Source organism: Polaromonas sp., assembly GCF_030689685.1.
Taxonomy (GTDB): Bacteria; Pseudomonadota; Gammaproteobacteria; order Burkholderiales; family Burkholderiaceae_C; genus Polaromonas.
The window spans coordinates 1-16,656 of sequence record NZ_JAUYEY010000025.1; the positions used below are offsets into that span (position 1 = coordinate 1).

Genomic DNA, 16,656 nt, shown 5'->3' on the forward strand with positions numbered 1-16,656 from the left:
CCGCGTGGCGGTCAGCATGCCCGAGTCCCTCGGACAAATGAGAGATGTAACGATTGAACTCCTTGGCTGCGTCCATAAAGCCTCCGGTCAGAATTGATGCTATTGAAATAATAGCATATTTTATGACACAGTAAGACTAAGGGCCCGTTCAGGAATAACTTGCACATTTGACTCGCCAGCTTCGGGCGCGCTGCGTTGTTGCGAATCGCTTGTGTGGCATAGCCACACGGCACGCTTCGCGCCTAGCATCGCATCCCGAATCCGACGGCCAAATGCACAACTTATTCCCGAACGGGCCCTAACGCCCGCGCAGAAACAGGCTGTCGAGCTCTTTGACCGTGATCTGCCGCCAGGTCGGGCGGCCGTGGTTGCACTGGTCGGAGCGCTCGGTGGCTTCCATCTGGCGCAGCAGGCCGTTCATCTCGTCGATGGTCAGTTTGCGGTTGGCGCGCACCGCGCCGTGGCAGGCCATGGTGGACAGCAACTCGTTTTGCGCGCGCTGGATCACGGTGCTGGCGTCGTGTTGCGCCAGCTCGGCCAGCACGCTGCGCGCCAGTTCCACCGCATCACCCTGCGCGAGGCTGGTGGGCACGGCACGCACAGCCAGGGTGCGCGGCGAAAACGGGGTGATCTCCAGCCCCAGCGCCTGCAGGGTGTCGGTGTGCGCCTCGGCTGCGGCCACCTCCTGGGGCGAGGCGGCAAAGGTGGCCGGAATCAGCAGCGGCTGGCTGCTTATGCTGGCCGTGTCCATCTGGCTTTTCAGGCGCTCATACACAATGCGCTCATGGGCCGCATGCATGTCCACAATCACCAGGCCCTGCGTGTTTTCAGCCAGGATGTAGATGCCCTGCAACTGCGCGATGGCACGGCCCAGCGGCCAGTCGCCGGGGGGCAGATCGGTCGCAGCCGTTTGGGCTGAGCCTGGCCTGTCCTGAGCTTGACGATGGGTCGAAGCCTCTGTGGTGTGAAACCCTTCGACAGGCTCAGGGCGAACGGTGGAGGGAGACGGTGCCGGCCACATGGCCTCAAAGTCAGAGACGTGCGGGCTCGCCCTGTACCCCTGATTTGCTCCGAAATTGATAGCTGGTTGCGCCCATGGGGAAAGGGCTGGAGCCTGATTTGACTCAATATTTGCAGCGGCCAGCGCGGTGGCTGCCGCACGCGGCGCAGCCAGCGCGTTTTCAACCGCATGGCGCACCGCCTGATGGATCTCGCGGCTGTCGCGAAAACGCACCTCGATCTTGGTCGGGTGCACATTGACGTCCACCCGTGTCGGGTCCAGGCTCACATACAGCGCATAAACCGGCTGGCGGTGGCCGTGCAACACGTCTTCGTAGGCGCTGCGTGCGGCATGGCTCAAGACCTTGTCGCGCACATAACGGCCATTGACATAGGCAAATTGCTGGTCGGCGCGGGAGCGCGCCGCATCCGGAATGCCGGCCCGCCCGGTGACGCGCACCTGGCCCGAGCTGTAGTCCACTGCCACGCTTTGGCCCAGCAACTCGCTGCCCAGCACATCGGCCAGGCGCTGCTCGTGCGCGTCATCGCCCGTGCAGGCACGCCACTGTTCCACCAGCTTGCCTTCGTGCCAGATGGCAAAACCGACGTCGGGCCGCACCAGCGCATGGCGGCGCACCGCCTCGATGCAGTGCGCCAGCTCGGTGGCATCGGTCTTCAAGAACTTGCGGCGTGCCGGTGTGGCGTAAAACAGCTCGCGCACCTCCACCGTTGTGCCGCGGTTGCGCGCCGTCGGCTTGAGTTCGCCGGAGCGGCCGTCGAGCTGCCAGGCGTGGCTGTCGCCCTCTGCCCGGGACAACAGGCTCATGTCGGCAATCGAATTGATGGCGGCCAGCGCTTCGCCTCTGAAACCCATGGTGACGACGGACTCCAGGTCCTGCAGCGACGAAATTTTGCTGGTGGCATGCCGCCTGAGGGCCACCGCCAGTTCGTCGCGCGGGATGCCGGAGCCATCGTCCTCGACAGCAATCAACCGCACGCCGCCGGCCAGCAGCCGCACCGTGACCTGCGTGGCGCCAGCGTCCAGCGCGTTGTCCACCAGCTCGCGCACCACCGATGCCGGGCGTTCCACCACCTCGCCAGCGGCGATCTGGCTGATCAACTCGTCGGGCAGTTCGCGGATGGGACGGCGGGGAGGGGTGGAGGCGGCAGGGGTCACCTTGTGATTTTAGGGGAAGTGTTATTTGGCTTGTTCGCGCTTCTGATGTCGGTGGTTTACCAGCAAGCCGGGGGTTGCCCGGCGGCAAGTAACTTTCTTTTGCGTCGCCAAAAGAAAGTGAGTAGCCGCCGGGCTACCCCGGCTTGTTCGAAGCACCCACAAAGCACAAGCTGGCAAAGTCTGAATTTCGGCATGTCAAAATCAGGCCATGGAAATTATCGCCTTTCTGATCGACTTCATCCTGCATGTGGACAAACACCTGGAGGCTTTCACCCGCGCTTACGGCATGTGGGTTTATGCCCTGCTGTTTCTGATTGTTTTTGTTGAAACCGGCGTGGTGGTCATGCCATTTTTGCCCGGGGACTCGCTGCTTTTTGTAGTGGGCGCCCTGTGCGGTATCGGGCTGCTGAGCCTGCCGCTGGCCATGGGCCTGCTGGTGGTGGCTGCAATTCTTGGCGACCAGTGCAACTATTTGATTGGCCGTTACTTCGGGCCCAAGGTGTTTCAGTGGGAGCAGTCGCGTTTCTTCAACAAACGCGCGTTTAACCAGGCGCATGAGTTTTACGAACGTTACGGCGGCATCACCATCATCCTGGCGCGTTTCATGCCATTTCTACGTACCTTTGCGCCGTTTGTGGCGGGCGTGGCCGAGATGAACCGCGCGAAATTCACGGCTTACAACGTGATTGGCGCCCTGATCTGGGTGGTCGGCTTGACCGGCGCGGGTTATATTTTCGGCAACCTGCCGTGGGTGCAGGCCAACTTGAGCAAGATCATCTGGGCGATGATCCTGATTCCCGGCCTGCTTGTGCTGTACGGTGCCTGGAAGGCCAGCCGCAGCAAGGCGACAGCAGCCGTTGCGCCCCGATAAATACCGGGTTCAAGGCGCACCTGCGCCATGTACGGCTGATCATAAGTAAGCGTATCATTTCTCCTGATCCAATCGCCGGACTGTTGAGATGAACGCGCCAAACCCATCGGACTCTGTACTCTCGCGCTGGAACACGCCGGGCTCCAGCCGCGTGCCCTTCTGGGCCTACACCGACGCACAGCTTTACCAGCGCGAGCTGGAGAAGATTTTTTATGGCCCGCACTGGGGTTACGTCGGGCTGGAGGTTGAAATCCCCAACCTGGGTGACTTCAAGCTCAGCCATGTTGGCGAGCGCCAGGTGATTCTGGTGCGTGACCGTGTGGCGCCCAAAGACCGGGCCACAGACAACGGCATTCGTGTGGTGGAAAACCGCTGCGCGCATCGCGGCGTGCGCTTCTGCCAGAAGCTAGAGGGCAATGCCCGCAGCTTTGTCTGCCCCTACCACCAGTGGACCTACAAGCTCAACGGCGACCTGGCGGGCCTGCCGTTCAAGGACGGCGTGAAGGACGGCGACTGTATCAACGGTGGCATGCCCGCAGGTTTTGAGCTGAAAGACCATGGCCTGACGAAGCTGCGCGTGGCGGTGTTGCACGGCCTGGTGTTTGCAACTTTCAGTGATGCGGCGGAGCCGCTGCAAGATTACCTGGGCCCGAATGTCATGCCCTGGCTGGAGCGTATCTTCAAAGGCCGGCCGCTCACCTTGCTGGGCTACAACCGCCAGCGCATTCCGGGCAACTGGAAGCTGATGATGGAAAACATCAAGGATCCGTACCACCCGGGGCTGCTGCACACCTGGTTTGTGACTTTTGGCCTGTGGCGCGCCGACCAGAAAAGCCGCATGGTGATGGATGCGCATGGCCGCCATGCGGTGATGATCTCGCGCCGCAACGAAGGCGGGCAGGCCGCCGTAACGGAGGGCGTGACGTCTTTCAAAGCCGGCATGACGCTGCACGATGATCGCCTGCTTGATGTGGTGCCCGAAGCCTGGTGGACCGTGCCCGACCCCTCGCAGCCCGGCAGCGACATCACACCCACCGTGACCATGATCACGTTATTCCCCAGCCTGATCATCCAGCAGCAAGTCAACTCGCTGAGCACGCGCCACATTGTGCCGCGCGGTGAAGGTGAGTTTGACTTTGTCTGGACGCATTTCGGTTTTGCCGACGACACGCCGGAGATGACACAGCGCCGGCTGCGCCAGGCCAACCTGTTTGGGCCGGCGGGTTTTGTCAGCGCCGACGACGGCGAGGTCATCGAGTTCAGCCAGGACGGCTTCCGCCAGGGCGGCGAGGCGGGCGCTACCCTGTGCGAGCTGGGCGGTACCGGCACCGAGATGACAGAACACATGGTGACCGAAACCCTGATCCGCAGCATGTATGCCTACTGGAAGAAAGTGATGGCGGTATGAGCGCACTTGGCGAGGGGCCCCACAAAGTGGGGATCGACATAGCGCGAATGCCGCCGGTCGCCGACACCTGGGTGTTGGCAGAGGGTGTAATGAAGGAGGCGGCGGTATGAGCGGCGTGACACTGGAGCGCCTGCAGCTACAGCACGAGGTGGACCAGCTTTATGCCGCCTACGCTTCAGCGCTCGATGAAAAACGTTTTGATGCCTGGCCGGAATTTTTTCTGGAGGACGGGCGTTACACCCTGCAGGCCCGGGAAAACTTTGACCGGGGTCTGCCGCTGGCTCTGATGGACCTGGAGAGCCGGGGCATGATGAAAGACCGCGTGTACGGCATCACCCAGACGATTTACCACGGGCCGTATTACACGCGGCATGTCATCAGCCCGGCGCAGGTCTTGTCGCAAGAAGGGGACCTCATCACGGCGCAGGCCAATTACGCGGTGTTTCGTACGCGGCCCGCAGGTGTCAGCGAGGTTTACAACGTGGGGCGCTACATCGACGCGATCATCCGGACAGACGCAGGGCTGAAGTTCAAGCGGCGGCTGTGTGTCTATGACAGCGAGATGATTCTTAATTCGCTGATTTACCCGGTGTGAGAGCAGGCGGCCAGCCGCTTCAGCCGTTCGGACTGACTGCGGCCTACCCCGGCTTGCCGAGGAGTGGACGCTTAGCGCTTCTGATCCTGCTTCTTGCCGATTTCACTGCCGATCACCGCGCCGGCTGCTGCGCCGCCCACAGTGCCCAGTGTGCCGCCGCCCAGCGCGCTGCCTGCTACGCCGCCGAGCACAGCGCCGGTGCCAGTGCCGATTTGCTGGTTGGTCAGCGGGGTGCTGCAGCCGGTCAGGGCGATCAGGGATGCGGCTGCGGCTGCCATCAAAATGTTGGTTTTCATGTTGTTCACCTTTTGTTTGCGTTGCAGGCTAATCGCCTGTGATTCACACTTTAGGTTCGCTGACGGCGTCATCCTGTAGGAAGTGGACTAGGTTGGCTGTCGGCTGCTTGCGGAATTCCTGCAAAGCAAGCGCCATAATTTCGGGGCAAAAACCTGGGGCAACACTTATAGAATGGCTCTATGGCGCTTGATCTCTCCCATCTCATTGCCTCTTTGGGCGCGCTGGAACGCGCGCAAGGCATTCCGGCCGACGCAGCCGCGAGGGACAAGTTGCCGCCGACGGTGCGTGAGGCCGTCAGGGCCGGTGTTATCCAGACCTTTTTTCGCTCAGCATCCGATTTTTGCCTGAAGCCCAACGTGCCCTGAAAGCACTTGAAGCCAAAAATGATTGATCTCGCGCCCAGGCACATGGCGACGGTGCAGCAGGTGCTGGCGGCGCAACTGCCCGGCATGCCTGTTTATGCTTTTGGCTCTCGAGTCATGGGCAAGGCAAAGAAATTTTCTGATCTTGACTTAATGGTGCGTTCAGACCACGCCGTGTTATGGCGCGACCTCGCCCTTGTTCGCGAGGCGTTTGAAGAGTCGGATTTACCCATCATGGTGGATGTGCTTGACTGGAGCGCCTGCAGCGAAACTTTCAGGGCCTTGGTGGAACCGCAACTTGTCCCCATCCCTGCCGTAAATCCTGGATAAGCACCCGAAGTCAAAAACTGCCGCCAGAGCTAAAGAGGCCGGTTGCGCGCCAGCGGCGGGTTCTTCGCAAAGTAACGGCCGATACCGCGCATCAGTGCGTCGGCAAGCTGAATCTGGTAGTCGTCGCTGCGCAGCTTGGCTTCTTCATCGGGGTTGCTGATAAAAGCGGTTTCGACCAGCACGCTGGGAATGTCGGGTGCCCTGAGCACGGCAAACCCGGCCTGCTCCACACGCGGTTTGTGCAGCTTGCCGACGCTGCCGATCTCGCCCAGCATCGCGCTGCCGAGTTTGAGGCTGTCGTTGATCTGCGCGGTGGTGCTCATGTCGAGCAGGGCTTTTTGTACGTGAGCGTCTTTGGCCTTGACGTTGACGCCGCCGACCAGGTCGGCGGAATTTTCCTTGTCGGCGATCCAGCGCGCCGCGCTGCTGGTGGCGCCTTTTTCACTGAGGGCGAACACACTGGCGCCCTGCGGTCGCGGCGTGAAAAACGCATCGGCATGGATGCTGATGAACAGGTCGGCCTGCACCCGCCTGGCTTTTTGCACGCGGATGTGCAGCGGCACGAAAAAGTCGGCGTCGCGCGTGAGGTAGGCGCGCATGTTGGGGACGGCATTGATGCGGTCACGCAGGCGCAGCGCAATTTGCAGCACCACATCTTTTTCGCGCGTGCCGCCGGGGCCGATGGCCCCCGGGTCTTCACCGCCGTGGCCGGGGTCCAGCGCCACGATGATCAGGCGGTCCGTCTTGTTGCGGCTGCCGGCGCCGGCACCCACGGTTTCGGACGGCGCTTTGGGCGCTGCGGCGATGACGGGCGGTTTGTCGGCAGCGGTTGCGGGCGGCGGGGCGGCTGGTGCAGGCCGGTCGGTTTGTTTGGCAATCAGCTCGCCCAGCCGATCGACGGCCTGCGGCGCCGCAGCAAGTGGTGGTTTGTCCTTGAGGCGCTCGGCAATCAGCGCCGCCAGCGGATCCACCACCTGGGTCGGGTAGAGGTCGAACACCAGCCGATGCTGGTAAGCCGCGACCGGCTGTAGCGTGAACACCTGCGGCAGCATGGGCTGCTTGAGCTCGACCACCAGGCGCACCACGCCGGGCGCGTTTTGCCCCACGCGTATGCCGGAGATGTTCGGATCGTCGGGTTTGACCTTGGCCACCAGCTCGCGCAGGGCCGGAATCAGGTCGATGCCTTCAATGTCCACCGCCAGCCGCGGCGGCTCGGCGATGAAATAGTACTTGGTCTTGAGCCCCACGTCGGACTCGATCGTGACCCGGCTGTAGTCCTTGGACGGCCAGACCCGCACCGCCAGGATGCTCGCGCCGCGCGCGATCTGCTGCACGCCCAGCAACAGCACCAAGCTGCCCATCTGCAGCGCGCTGCGCCGGTTCAGTCCACTTTTGCTGGCGCTCATGGCAGCAGCGCCGCGCCGGCATCGCTGCGGGCGGTGAGGGTGACGGCGCGCACATCGCCGTCCTGCAATTCGAGTGCGATGTCCAGGTCAGCGGCAGGCAGATGCTCGCCGGCTTTCTCCGGCCACTCCACGAGCTTCAGGCCGGTGCTGGCGAAGATGTCGCGAAAGCCGGCTTCTTCCCACTCGTCCGGATCGTTGAAGCGGTAAAAGTCGAAATGCCAGATGTAAAGCGCGCCGCCGGGTGCGTCGTCGACGGTATAGGGCTCGACCACCGCATAGGTCGGGCTCTTGACACGGCCCGCCACACCGAGGGCTTTGAGCAGATGCCGCACAAAGGTGGTTTTGCCGCTACCGAGGTCGCCGTGCAGCGCGATCAGCACATTGCGGCCGACCACACTGCCTTGCAGCTTCGCGGCGAGCGCTGTTGCGAAGGCCCGTGTGTCGTCCTCGGTCGCCCAGGCAATACTTTTTACAATGAGCGGGTGATCGTCAATAGCCATCAATTCGTTTCTCAAATTCAAACGTGGGCGCGCGAGCTTGGATTTTCGCAAATTGGCATTGCAGGTGTTGATTTGTCATCGGCAGAGCCCGGATTATCGGCCTGGCTGGCCGCTGGCTTTCATGGTGACATGAATTACATGGCCGCGCACGGCCTCAAGCGCGCGCGCCCGGCCGAGCTGGTGCCCGGCACCGTCAGCGTGATAACCGCGCGCATGGACTACCTGCCCGCATCCACGCCGCAGGCGCCAGGCCAGTGGCAGGCGATGGAGCTGGCGCGGCTGGAGCGGCCCGGCGAAGCCATCGTGTCGGTCTATGCGCGGGGCCGCGACTACCACAAGGTCATGCGAACACGCCTGCAGAAGCTGGGGGAAAAAATTGCCGGCCACGTGCAGCCCATGGGCCACCGCGCTTTCACCGATTCCGCGCCGGTGCTGGAGGCAGAGCTGGCCTCGCGCAGCGGCCAGGGCTGGCGCGGCAAACACACGCTGCTGCTCAATCGCGAAGCCGGCTCCATGTTTTTTCTCGGCGAGATTTATGTCGATGTGGCGCTGCCGCCCAGCGAGCCAGTGACGCCGCATTGCGGCAGTTGCAGCGCCTGTATAGCTATTTGTCCGACGCAGGCCATCATCGCGCCGCACCGGCTTGACGCCAGGCGCTGCATCTCCTACCTGACCATTGAACATGCGGGCGCCATCCCGCTGGAACTGAGGCCGCTGATCGGCAACCGCATCTACGGCTGTGACGACTGCCAGTTGACCTGCCCCTGGAACAAGTTTGCGCAGCGCAGTGCTTTGCCGGACTTTGACGAACGTGCGGGCCTGAGCGGCCAGCAACTGACCACGCTGTTTGCCTGGACCGAAGAAGAGTTTTTGCGTTACACCGAAGGCAGCGTGATCAGGCGCATTGGGCATGCGCGCTGGCTGCGCAACATTGCGGTGGCCATGGGCAATGCCCTGCACGCCGGCGGCAATGACGGGAGCGCACTGCGGGCTGCCTTGCTGGCGCGGCGTGATCATGCCAGTGAGGTGGTGCGTGAACATGTGGCGTGGGCCCTTTCCGCGCCGATTATGAATCAAATCGGCCTCCAGCCCATATCCAGCGGTCGTGAGTAGCTCCTGATTTTGTAGCATTTTGTGCAGCTATTGACCCCTCCCTATAATCATTCGATGCCAACAACCCCGTCCTCCCGCCCGCTTTGGGCCCGTCTTGCCGCGTGGCTGGGGTTTGTGGCCGTGTTTGCCGCGTTGCTCGCGCCGGTGTCCATGCTGGCCGAGGACGTGCGCACCGGCCAGCTAGGGGGGCTGTGCAGCGCAACCGGCGCTGGCCAGCCGGGCAGCGAGGACGCTTCATCTGCCAACGGCCACTGCGACCTTTGCGGTTCGACCGGACTGGCTTTGCTGCCGCTGGAACAAACCGGCATCTGTCACGCCGCCGCCGCGATGGCGGTTGTCTTCCAGGATGCCCTGCGTTCGACCTCCTCGCCGGGGCTGCCCTTCAGCCGCGGCCCGCCTGCACTTTGAACTGAACAAGCGCTTGTCATTGCGGGCTTGGCCCGCGATCCCCGCAGTGGGCCCGAACAGTGGTTCCTGCGATAAGGATCACGGGTCACCCGGGATGACGAACCCGGGGCAACACGCCCTTTATTTTCATTTCAACCGGCCGAAGTCCAGGCACATCACCGTTGACTCGCCGGCTGAGTTACCTTTATTTCCACGAAAGAACCCCTCATGAAATCAAAAATCTTGGTCATGCTGCTGGCCTTGTCGGGCGTCGCCCTGCATGCGCAAACTGTCGAAGTCAGGGACGCCTGGGTGCGTACCGCCGTGCCCGGCCAGTCAGGCACCGGTGCCTTCATGTCCATCACCGCCAAAGACGGCGCCAAGCTGGTCGGCGCTTCGTCGCCGCTGGCCGGCGTGGCCGAAGTCCACGAGATGAAAATGGAAGGCGATGTCATGCGCATGCGCGCCGTGCCTGTGCTGGATCTGCCGGCCGGAAAAACCGTGCAGCTCAAGCCCGGTGGTTACCACATCATGCTGATGGAGTTGAAACAGGCCCTGCCCAAAGGCAGCACCGTGCCGCTGACCCTGACCCTCAGAGACGCCAAAGGCCAGGAGAGCAAGGTGGCGCTGAAACTGCCAGTGGCCGCGACGGCGCCAGGCGCCGCAACGGCTGGCCACGCGGGCGGCCACAAACACTGACTATTGACTATTCCAGTTACACGACAGTGAATTGGACGGCTCTCACCCTCGCCCTCTGGGAGAGGGTCGGGGTGAGGGGTGGAGTGTGCCGGCTGTCATGAGTTTTGAAACGCTCACTGTTTGACTTTTCCGCCGAGCCGGCGGTAGACCGTCGCGCGGCTGATGCCCAGCGCGCGCGCGGCTTTCATGACGTTGCCCTTGGCTTCGTTGACGGCTTTGCGGATCAGCGCCGTTTCGAGATCTCTCAAAGGCAGCGCAGGCGCTGCAACGGGGGTGCCAAGCCGGCCCGGCGCGGCCACCTGCCCGCGCAGCAGCGGCAGCGCATGCAGGCGCAGGCCGGACCACAGCGGTACGTCCATGGCCTGCGGATAACCGAGCGTGTCGCTTTTTGCAGCGTCAAACAGCATCTCGTAAGGCATGGCGAACAGTTCGCTGCAGTGCACCGCAGCCGGGCTGCCGGCCTGCAGTGCCGGCACCATTTGCCGCGCCGCCGGGTTGGCACCAGTGACCCAGCCGTCCGGGTCCAACCCAATGAGGCCGTCCATGTCGTCACCCAGGCTGTGGCTGGACCAGTTCAGGCGAATCAGCAAGTCGTGCGGCCGACTCTGGATCAAGGCGTTTTCAATGCTGCGCGCCGACTGCTCCACCAGGTGTTTGAGCTCCGGGCGCTCCACCGTGTCCACGCCGGTCAGGTCCAGCATGCCGGCGCAAGTGCCGTCCGGGCCGAACAGCGGCGCACCGGCGCAGCTATAGGCCGAGTTGGCGTTGAAAAAATGCTCGCCGCGGTGCAGCCAGACCGGCTGCAGTTCGGTCAGCGCCGCACCGATGGCGGTGGTGCCCACGCTGTCCTCGGACAGGTCCACGCCGATGCGGGTGATCAGGTCGACGCGCCGGTCGCGCCGGTCGATCACGCCATTGAAATCCACCACCACGCCCTGCGCGTTGGTGAGGATGGCGAAGTAACGGGTGCTGGCAATCGCGGCGCCCAGTTTCTCCAGCACCGGGCGCGCGGCCTGCACCAGCACATGGTTGGCTTCTTCGGTGCGGCGCAGGGCTTGCGGCGGCATGATGTCGAAGCTGACCTGCTGCTCTGGCCTTTGACCATTGACAAGGCAGCGCTGCCAGGAGCGCGCTATCCAGGAATCGGTCCAGCCGCCGGACTGGCTGTTGCCGTCGTGTAGCACGGCCTGGCGCGCCTGCGCGATTTGCTGCAGGCGTTGTTCTGGAGAGGACGGGAGGACGGTCAGCATGGTTGTAAAAATGAGGTGGGGGCAGCCTACCAGACCTGACGGAACCTCGCTGGGGCGCCGGACAGGGAATGTTCCATTTTGAGAATTTCAGAAGGCTTTGGCAAGGCTTCTAGGGTTTAACCTAGGCGGGCGTGAGGTGGGCACTTTAACAATGGATCGTTTTATCCGCAGCCAATCAAATAGCCATCAGGAGACAAGCCCATGCAAGTTCAATTCAAAGTCAATGGCAAAGCCAAAAATGTCGATGCGCCGCCCAACACCTTTCTGGTCCAGGTGCTGCGCGAGCAGCTCAAAATGACTGGCACCCATGTCGGCTGCGACACCGCCCAGTGCGGCGCCTGCACCGTGTTGATGAACGGCCGCGCGGTCAAGTCCTGCAACATCCTGGCGGCCCAGGCTGAAGGCGCTGACATCACCACCATTGAAGGCCTGGCGGCTGCCGACGGCACCATGCACCCGATGCAGGCAGCCTTCAAGGAATGCCACGGCTTGCAATGCGGCTTCTGCACCACCGGCATGGTCATGAGTGCAGTTGATTTGTGCAAGCACCACCCCAAGGCCAGCGAGGGCGAGATACGCGAGCTGCTGGAGGGCAACATCTGCCGCTGCACCGGCTACCAGAACATCGTCAAGGCGGTGCAGCAGGGTGCTGTGGCCATGGCTGCTTGAGGCTTTAAAGAAGAATTTTCACAAGGAGATCAAGGAGGCTAAGGAGGTTAAGGAGGAACAAGAAAAGTCGATAGAGTTTTTTTAATTTTTCTGTTTTCCTTCCTTCCTTCCTTCCTTCCTCCTTGCCTCCTTGATCTCTTTGTTCAACAGTATTTTGTATTCATATGAGGAGTAGACAAATGGGTGCATCCGACTTCGTCAACCTGCCAAACATTGGCACCTCCGTCCGCCGCAAGGAAGACTACCGCTTTCTCACCGGCGGCGGGCAATACACCGACGACATCACGCTGGCGAACCAGAGCTACGCGGTGTTTGTGCGGTCACCGCATGCGCACGCCAACATCAACAGCATCAAGATCGCAGCCGCCAAAGCCGCGCCGGGCGTGCTCGATGTGTTTGTGGGTGAAGACGTAGCCGCCGACAAGATCAACGGCCTGCCTTGCGGCTGGCTGATCACCAGTACCGACGGCAACCCGATGAAGGAGCCGCCGCACCCCATCCTGGCGCAGGGCAAGGTGCGTTATGTCGGTGACCATGTGGCCATGGTGGTGGCCGAGACGCTGGAGCAGGCGAAAAACGCTGCCGAGCTGGTCGAGGTGGATTACGACGTGCTGAGCGCGGTGGTGCGTGTCACCGATGCAGCCAAGGCCACGGCATTACACGAGGCCGCCCCCGACAACCATTGCTACAAATGGGCGATTGGCGACAAGGCTCAGGTCGATGCGGTGTTTGCCAATGCCGCGCACATCACCAAGCTGGACTTGACCAACAACCGGCTGATTCCCAATGCCATGGAACCGCGGGCGGCGATTGGCTCCTACAGCCGCGCCACGGACGAATACGTGCTGTATGTGTCCAACCAGAACCCGCATGTCGAGCGACTGCTGCTGACGGCTTTTGTGATGGGCCTGCCCGAGCACAAGGTGCGCGTGATTGCGCCCGACGTGGGGGGCGGCTTCGGCTCCAAGATCTATTTGTACGCCGAAGACGTGTGCCTGACCTGGGCCTCCAAAAAGCTGAACCGCAACATCAAGTGGACGGCCGACCGCAGCGAGGCCTTTGTCAGCGACGCGCATGGGCGTGACCACTCCAGCCACGCCGAGATGGCGCTGGACAAGGACGGCAAGTTCCTCGCGATGCGGGTGCACACCGACGCCAACATTGGCGCCTACCTGTCCACCTTTGCGCCCGCCATACCGACCATTCTTTACGCCACGCTGCTGGCCGGCCAGTACACCTGCCCGCAGATTTATGTCGAGGTCGATGCCTGGTTCACCAACACCGCACCGGTCGATGCTTACCGGGGCGCCGGCCGCCCTGAAGCGACCTATCTGCTGGAGCGCCTGGTCACGCGCTGCGCCTGGGAGCTGGGCTTGGGCCAGGACGAAATCCGCCGCCGCAACTTCGTCAAAGATTTTCCGTACCAGACGCCGGTGGCGCTGCAATACGACGTGGGTGATTTCCATGCCTTGCTCAAACGCGGCAACGAGCTGGCCGACGTGGCAGGTTTTGCCAAACGCCGGGCAGCGTCCGAGGCCAAAGGGCTGCTGCGCGGCATCGGTTACTCCTGCTACATCGAGGCCTGCGGCTTGGCGCCCAGCAACATTGCCGGTGCGCTCGGCGCGCGCGCCGGTTTGTTTGAGTGCGGCGAGGTGCGGGTACACCCCACCGGCAGCGTGACGGTGTTCACCGGTTCACACAGCCACGGCCAGGGGCATGAGACCACCTTTGCGCAGGTGGTGGCCGCGCGTCTGGGCATCTCGGTCGATGCGGTGGACATCGTGCACGGCGACACCGGGCGTGTGCCTTTTGGCATGGGCACTTACGGCTCGCGCTCCATGTCGGTGGGCGGCACCGCCATCATGAAGGCGCTCGACAAGATAGAGACCAAGGCCAAGAAGATCGCTGCGCACCTGATGGAAGCCAGCGACGCCGATGTCGAGTTTGCCAACGGCGAGTTCACCATCAAGGGCACCGACAAGAAGGTCACGTTCGGCCAGGTGGCGCTGACGGCCTATGTGCCGCACAACTACCCGCTCGACAAGCTGGAGCCCGGCCTGAATGAAACCGCGTTTTACGACCCAACCAACTTCACCTTCCCGGCCGGTACCTACATCTGCGAGGTCGAGGTCGATCCCGCCACCGGTGTGGTGCGGGTGGACAGCTTCACTGCGGTGGACGACTTTGGCAACATCATCAACCCGATGATTGTGGAAGGCCAGGTACATGGCGGGCTGGTGCAGGGCATCGGCCAGGCCATGATGGAAAACTGCGTGTACGACCCGGAGTCCGGCCAGCTGCTGACCGGCTCTTTCATGGACTACGCCATGCCGCGCGCCGATGACATGCCCAACTTCACGCTGGACACCTTGTGCACGCCGTGCAGCCACAACCCGCTGGGCGCCAAGGGCTGCGGCGAGGCCGGTGCCATCGGCTCGCCGCCGGCGGTGATCAACGCGGTGCTGGACGCGCTCAGGCCGCTGGGCGTGACCGACTTCGACATGCCGGCTTCGTCCAGCCGCGTCTGGGAAGCCATCCAGTCGGCAAAGAAATAAACAAACATCCAAGGAGCCATCACCATGTATGCATTTACCCTGGAACGCCCCACCTCTCTGGCGGCAGCCGCACAGCTAACCACCGACGGCGCCAAACCCCTGGCCGGCGGTCAGACCCTGCTGGCGTCGATGAAGCTGCGTCTGTCCAGCCCCGACCAACTCGCCGATCTGAGTGGCATCAAGGAGTTGACTGGTGTCAAGCGCGAGGGCAACAGCTTTGTCATCGGTGCCATGACACGTCACCTCGACGTGGCCAACAACGCCGACATCAAAGCGGCGTTGCCCGCGCTGGCCGACCTCGCCGCCAACATCGGCGACCGCCAGGTGCGCGCCATGGGCACGCTGGGCGGCTCGGTCGCCAACAACGACCCTTCGGCCTGCTACCCCAGCGCGGTGCTGGCGCTGGGCGCCACCATACACACCACCACGCGCAAGATTGCAGCCGACGACTTCTTCCTGGGTATGTTTGCCACTGCGCTGGAAGAGGGCGAGCTGATCACCGCGATCAGCTTTCCCGTTCCTAAACGCGCGGCCTACATGAAGTTCAAGCAGCCGGCCTCGCGTTTTGCGCTGGTCGGCGTGTTTGTCGCGCAGTTTGATGCCGGTGTGCGGGTCGCCGTCACCGGCGCGTCAAGCGGTGTGTTCCGCCACGCCGGGCTGGAGGCGGCCTTGAGCAAGAGTTTCACGCCCGAGTCTGCGGCGGCTGTAAAGATAGCTGCCACCGACCTCAACAGCGACATCCACGCCACTGCCGCCTATCGCGCCAACCTGATCAGCGTGCAGGCGCAGCGCGGTGTGGCGAAGGCCTTGGGCTGATGGTGCCCCACCGTTCGGGCTGAGCCTGTCGAAGCCGCTGCCCGAACGGTTTTAAGTCTTTTATGCCTCCAGCCCTTTATTGGCGGGCGTGAGCAGCTATAAAAAATATAGCGAATCACGGCAAGTACTAAACTGGACCGATGACACCTTTTCCCACGATTGATGCCCTGATGCAGGCGCTGCAGGGCGCCGGTTATTTTGCCGACCGCCGGCTGGCCACCGCCGTCTTCCTGGCGCTCAAGCTGCAGCGCCCCTTGCTGCTTGAGGGCGAGCCCGGCGTCGGCAAGACCGAGCTGGCCAAGGCGCTGTCGGTCGCGCTGCAGCGCCAGTTGATACGCCTGCAGTGTTACGACGGTCTGGAGCAGCGTGAAGCCCTTTACGAGTGGAACTACGCGGCGCAGTTGCTGCACATGCGCGCAGTGGAATTGAGAGCCCCCACACTCGGCACTGGCGTGTCCTCGCTGCCCCCCGAGGGGGCGTCCGCCGCCTTGGGGCGGCCCGGCGGCGGCGGGGACGGCAACGCGGCCGATGTCGAGCGCGAGGTGTACCAGGACCGCTATTTGATACGCCGCCCGCTGTTGCAGGCCTTGCAGGCACCGGCGCCGGGCGCGGTGCTGCTGATCGACGAGGTGGACCGGGCCGACGAGCCCTTTGAAGCTTTTTTGCTGGAGTACCTGGGCGAGTACCAGGTCAGCATTCCCGAAATCGGCACGGTGCGCGCCGCAGTGACACCGGTGACGATTCTCACCAGCAACCGCACACGTGAGCTCAATGACGCGGTCAAGCGGCGCTGCCTCTACCACTGGCTGGACTACCCTGACCGTGACCGCGAACTCGCGATCATTCGGGCCCAGGTGCCCGAGGCTGGCGAACAGCTCTCGGCCCAGGTGGCAAGTTTTGTGAACCGGCTGCGCCGCTCGCCGTTTGGCAACGCTTTCCAGCGCGCGCCCGGCATTGCCGAAAGCGTCGAATGGGCGAAAGCGCTGGTGGCGCTGGATACGCTGGTGGTGGACCCAGAGGTTGTGGCCGACACGGCGGGCATTTTGTTCAAGCAGCGCGAAGACGTGGCAGCACTCACCCATGCGCTGGCGGTGGAATTGCTCAAGCCGGAGGAAACGGTGGATTCAGCATGAGGCAGCTTAACTGCGGGCAGCCCTCACCCCAGCCCTCTCCCACGGGGAGAGGGAGTAGGTACGCGCTTTTGTCCCCTCTCCCCCAGGGA

General features: G+C 62.8%; 17 protein-coding genes. 12 read left to right on the top strand and 5 right to left on the bottom strand.

Going from position 1 to position 16,656, the window contains the following annotated elements; genetic code table 11:
• Window positions 1-298: 298 nt before the first annotated feature.
• Window positions 299-2,176 carry a DNA mismatch repair endonuclease MutL gene (gene mutL / locus Q8O29_RS06390; protein WP_305561225.1) on the bottom strand — a complete coding sequence of 626 codons (1,878 nt, stop codon included), beginning with the start codon at window positions 2,174-2,176 and terminating at the stop codon, window positions 299-301.
• Between the two features lie 208 nt (window positions 2,177-2,384).
• Here mutL and Q8O29_RS06395 point away from each other — a divergent pair, with 208 nt between their 5' ends.
• The 3 genes from Q8O29_RS06395 to Q8O29_RS06405 all read left to right on the top strand — a co-directional run bounded on the left by Q8O29_RS06395 (window position 2,385) and on the right by Q8O29_RS06405 (window position 5,050).
• The gene (locus tag Q8O29_RS06395) at window positions 2,385-3,047 is read left to right on the top strand and encodes a DedA family protein (protein WP_305561226.1); all 663 of its coding nucleotides are present in this window, start codon (window positions 2,385-2,387) and stop codon (window positions 3,045-3,047) included.
• Window positions 3,048-3,135: 88 nt separating this feature from the next.
• Window positions 3,136-4,455: an aromatic ring-hydroxylating dioxygenase subunit alpha gene (locus Q8O29_RS06400; protein WP_305561227.1), complete on the top strand. Its 1,320-nt coding sequence runs from the start codon at window positions 3,136-3,138 to the stop codon at window positions 4,453-4,455.
• A gap of 106 nt (window positions 4,456-4,561) precedes the next feature.
• Window positions 4,562-5,050: an aromatic-ring-hydroxylating dioxygenase subunit beta gene (locus Q8O29_RS06405; RefSeq protein WP_305561228.1), complete on the top strand. Its 489-nt coding sequence runs from the start codon at window positions 4,562-4,564 to the stop codon at window positions 5,048-5,050.
• 71 nt (window positions 5,051-5,121) lie between these two features.
• On the opposite strand, the gene Q8O29_RS06410 is transcribed toward Q8O29_RS06405, so the two are convergent.
• A complete protein-coding gene (locus Q8O29_RS06410) occupies window positions 5,122-5,346 on the bottom strand; it encodes a glycine zipper 2TM domain-containing protein (protein ID WP_305561229.1) in 225 nt (74 codons plus the stop codon).
• Between the two features lie 180 nt (window positions 5,347-5,526).
• Here Q8O29_RS06410 and Q8O29_RS06415 point away from each other — a divergent pair, with 180 nt between their 5' ends.
• On the top strand, window positions 5,527-5,712 hold the full coding sequence (locus tag Q8O29_RS06415; protein WP_305561230.1) for a hypothetical protein: 186 nt from the start codon (window positions 5,527-5,529) through the stop codon (window positions 5,710-5,712).
• Window positions 5,713-5,730: 18 nt separating this feature from the next.
• Window positions 5,731-6,039 (top strand): nucleotidyltransferase family protein, encoded by a 309-nt coding sequence (locus Q8O29_RS06420; protein ID WP_305561231.1) that lies wholly within the window; start codon window positions 5,731-5,733, stop codon window positions 6,037-6,039.
• Window positions 6,040-6,068: 29 nt separating this feature from the next.
• Here Q8O29_RS06420 and Q8O29_RS06425 read toward each other — a convergent pair whose 3' ends face one another.
• Together Q8O29_RS06425 and tsaE are read right to left on the bottom strand one after the other, a co-directional pair.
• On the bottom strand, window positions 6,069-7,445 hold the full coding sequence (locus Q8O29_RS06425; protein ID WP_305561232.1) for an N-acetylmuramoyl-L-alanine amidase: 1,377 nt from the start codon (window positions 7,443-7,445) through the stop codon (window positions 6,069-6,071).
• The gene (tsaE, locus tag Q8O29_RS06430; protein ID WP_305561233.1) at window positions 7,442-7,945 is read right to left on the bottom strand and encodes a tRNA (adenosine(37)-N6)-threonylcarbamoyltransferase complex ATPase subunit type 1 TsaE; all 504 of its coding nucleotides are present in this window, start codon (window positions 7,943-7,945) and stop codon (window positions 7,442-7,444) included. The genes Q8O29_RS06425 and tsaE overlap by 4 nt, the downstream gene beginning before the upstream one ends.
• 15 nt (window positions 7,946-7,960) lie before the next feature.
• Here tsaE and queG point away from each other — a divergent pair, with 15 nt between their 5' ends.
• From queG to Q8O29_RS06445, 3 genes are all read left to right on the top strand, one after another.
• Entirely contained in the window at window positions 7,961-9,058 is a 1,098-nt protein-coding gene (gene queG, locus Q8O29_RS06435; protein ID WP_371134166.1) for a tRNA epoxyqueuosine(34) reductase QueG, read from the top strand.
• Window positions 9,059-9,112: 54 nt separating this feature from the next.
• Complete coding sequence (locus tag Q8O29_RS06440) at window positions 9,113-9,466, top strand: DUF2946 family protein (protein ID WP_305561234.1); 354 nt, start codon at window positions 9,113-9,115, stop codon at window positions 9,464-9,466.
• A gap of 207 nt (window positions 9,467-9,673) precedes the next feature.
• Window positions 9,674-10,144, top strand: a complete 471-nt coding sequence (locus Q8O29_RS06445; RefSeq protein ID WP_305561235.1) for a copper chaperone PCu(A)C — start codon at window positions 9,674-9,676, stop codon at window positions 10,142-10,144.
• Between the two features lie 113 nt (window positions 10,145-10,257).
• Here Q8O29_RS06445 and Q8O29_RS06450 read toward each other — a convergent pair whose 3' ends face one another.
• Window positions 10,258-11,394, bottom strand: coding sequence for a sigma-54-dependent Fis family transcriptional regulator (locus Q8O29_RS06450; protein ID WP_305561236.1), 1,137 nt, complete (start codon window positions 11,392-11,394; stop codon window positions 10,258-10,260).
• Window positions 11,395-11,595: 201 nt separating this feature from the next.
• Here Q8O29_RS06450 and Q8O29_RS06455 point away from each other — a divergent pair, with 201 nt between their 5' ends.
• The 4 genes from Q8O29_RS06455 to Q8O29_RS06470 all read left to right on the top strand — a co-directional run bounded on the left by Q8O29_RS06455 (window position 11,596) and on the right by Q8O29_RS06470 (window position 16,567).
• A complete protein-coding gene (locus tag Q8O29_RS06455) occupies window positions 11,596-12,063 on the top strand; it encodes a (2Fe-2S)-binding protein (protein WP_305561237.1) in 468 nt (155 codons plus the stop codon).
• 179 nt (window positions 12,064-12,242) lie between these two features.
• Window positions 12,243-14,618, top strand: a complete 2,376-nt coding sequence (locus tag Q8O29_RS06460; RefSeq protein WP_305561238.1) for a xanthine dehydrogenase family protein molybdopterin-binding subunit — start codon at window positions 12,243-12,245, stop codon at window positions 14,616-14,618.
• A gap of 24 nt (window positions 14,619-14,642) precedes the next feature.
• Window positions 14,643-15,434, top strand: a complete 792-nt coding sequence (locus Q8O29_RS06465) for a xanthine dehydrogenase family protein subunit M (protein ID WP_305561239.1) — start codon at window positions 14,643-14,645, stop codon at window positions 15,432-15,434.
• A 140-nt stretch (window positions 15,435-15,574) separates the two neighbouring features.
• A complete protein-coding gene (locus tag Q8O29_RS06470; RefSeq protein WP_305561240.1) occupies window positions 15,575-16,567 on the top strand; it encodes a MoxR family ATPase in 993 nt (330 codons plus the stop codon).
• Window positions 16,568-16,656 lie beyond the last annotated feature (89 nt).

What these genes read in the sequence shown, in the direction of transcription:
- Q8O29_RS06395 (WP_305561226.1), top strand. Translation starts at nt 2,385, where the DNA reads ATGGAAATTATCGCCTTTCTGATCGACTTCATCCTGCATGTGGACAAA.
- Q8O29_RS06400 (WP_305561227.1), top strand. Translation starts at nt 3,136, where the DNA reads ATGAACGCGCCAAACCCATCGGACTCTGTACTCTCGCGCTGGAACACG.
- Q8O29_RS06405 (WP_305561228.1), top strand. Translation starts at nt 4,562, where the DNA reads ATGAGCGGCGTGACACTGGAGCGCCTGCAGCTACAGCACGAGGTGGAC.
- Q8O29_RS06410 (WP_305561229.1), bottom strand. Translation starts at nt 5,346, where the DNA reads ATGAAAACCAACATTTTGATGGCAGCCGCAGCCGCATCCCTGATCGCC.
- Q8O29_RS06415 (WP_305561230.1), top strand. Translation starts at nt 5,527, where the DNA reads ATGGCGCTTGATCTCTCCCATCTCATTGCCTCTTTGGGCGCGCTGGAA.
- Q8O29_RS06420 (WP_305561231.1), top strand. Translation starts at nt 5,731, where the DNA reads ATGATTGATCTCGCGCCCAGGCACATGGCGACGGTGCAGCAGGTGCTG.
- Q8O29_RS06425 (WP_305561232.1), bottom strand. Translation starts at nt 7,445, where the DNA reads ATGAGCGCCAGCAAAAGTGGACTGAACCGGCGCAGCGCGCTGCAGATG.
- tsaE (WP_305561233.1), bottom strand. Translation starts at nt 7,945, where the DNA reads ATGGCTATTGACGATCACCCGCTCATTGTAAAAAGTATTGCCTGGGCG.
- Q8O29_RS06440 (WP_305561234.1), top strand. Translation starts at nt 9,113, where the DNA reads ATGCCAACAACCCCGTCCTCCCGCCCGCTTTGGGCCCGTCTTGCCGCG.
- Q8O29_RS06445 (WP_305561235.1), top strand. Translation starts at nt 9,674, where the DNA reads ATGAAATCAAAAATCTTGGTCATGCTGCTGGCCTTGTCGGGCGTCGCC.
- Q8O29_RS06450 (WP_305561236.1), bottom strand. Translation starts at nt 11,394, where the DNA reads ATGCTGACCGTCCTCCCGTCCTCTCCAGAACAACGCCTGCAGCAAATC.
- Q8O29_RS06455 (WP_305561237.1), top strand. Translation starts at nt 11,596, where the DNA reads ATGCAAGTTCAATTCAAAGTCAATGGCAAAGCCAAAAATGTCGATGCG.
- Q8O29_RS06460 (WP_305561238.1), top strand. Translation starts at nt 12,243, where the DNA reads ATGGGTGCATCCGACTTCGTCAACCTGCCAAACATTGGCACCTCCGTC.
- Q8O29_RS06465 (WP_305561239.1), top strand. Translation starts at nt 14,643, where the DNA reads ATGTATGCATTTACCCTGGAACGCCCCACCTCTCTGGCGGCAGCCGCA.
- Q8O29_RS06470 (WP_305561240.1), top strand. Translation starts at nt 15,575, where the DNA reads ATGACACCTTTTCCCACGATTGATGCCCTGATGCAGGCGCTGCAGGGC.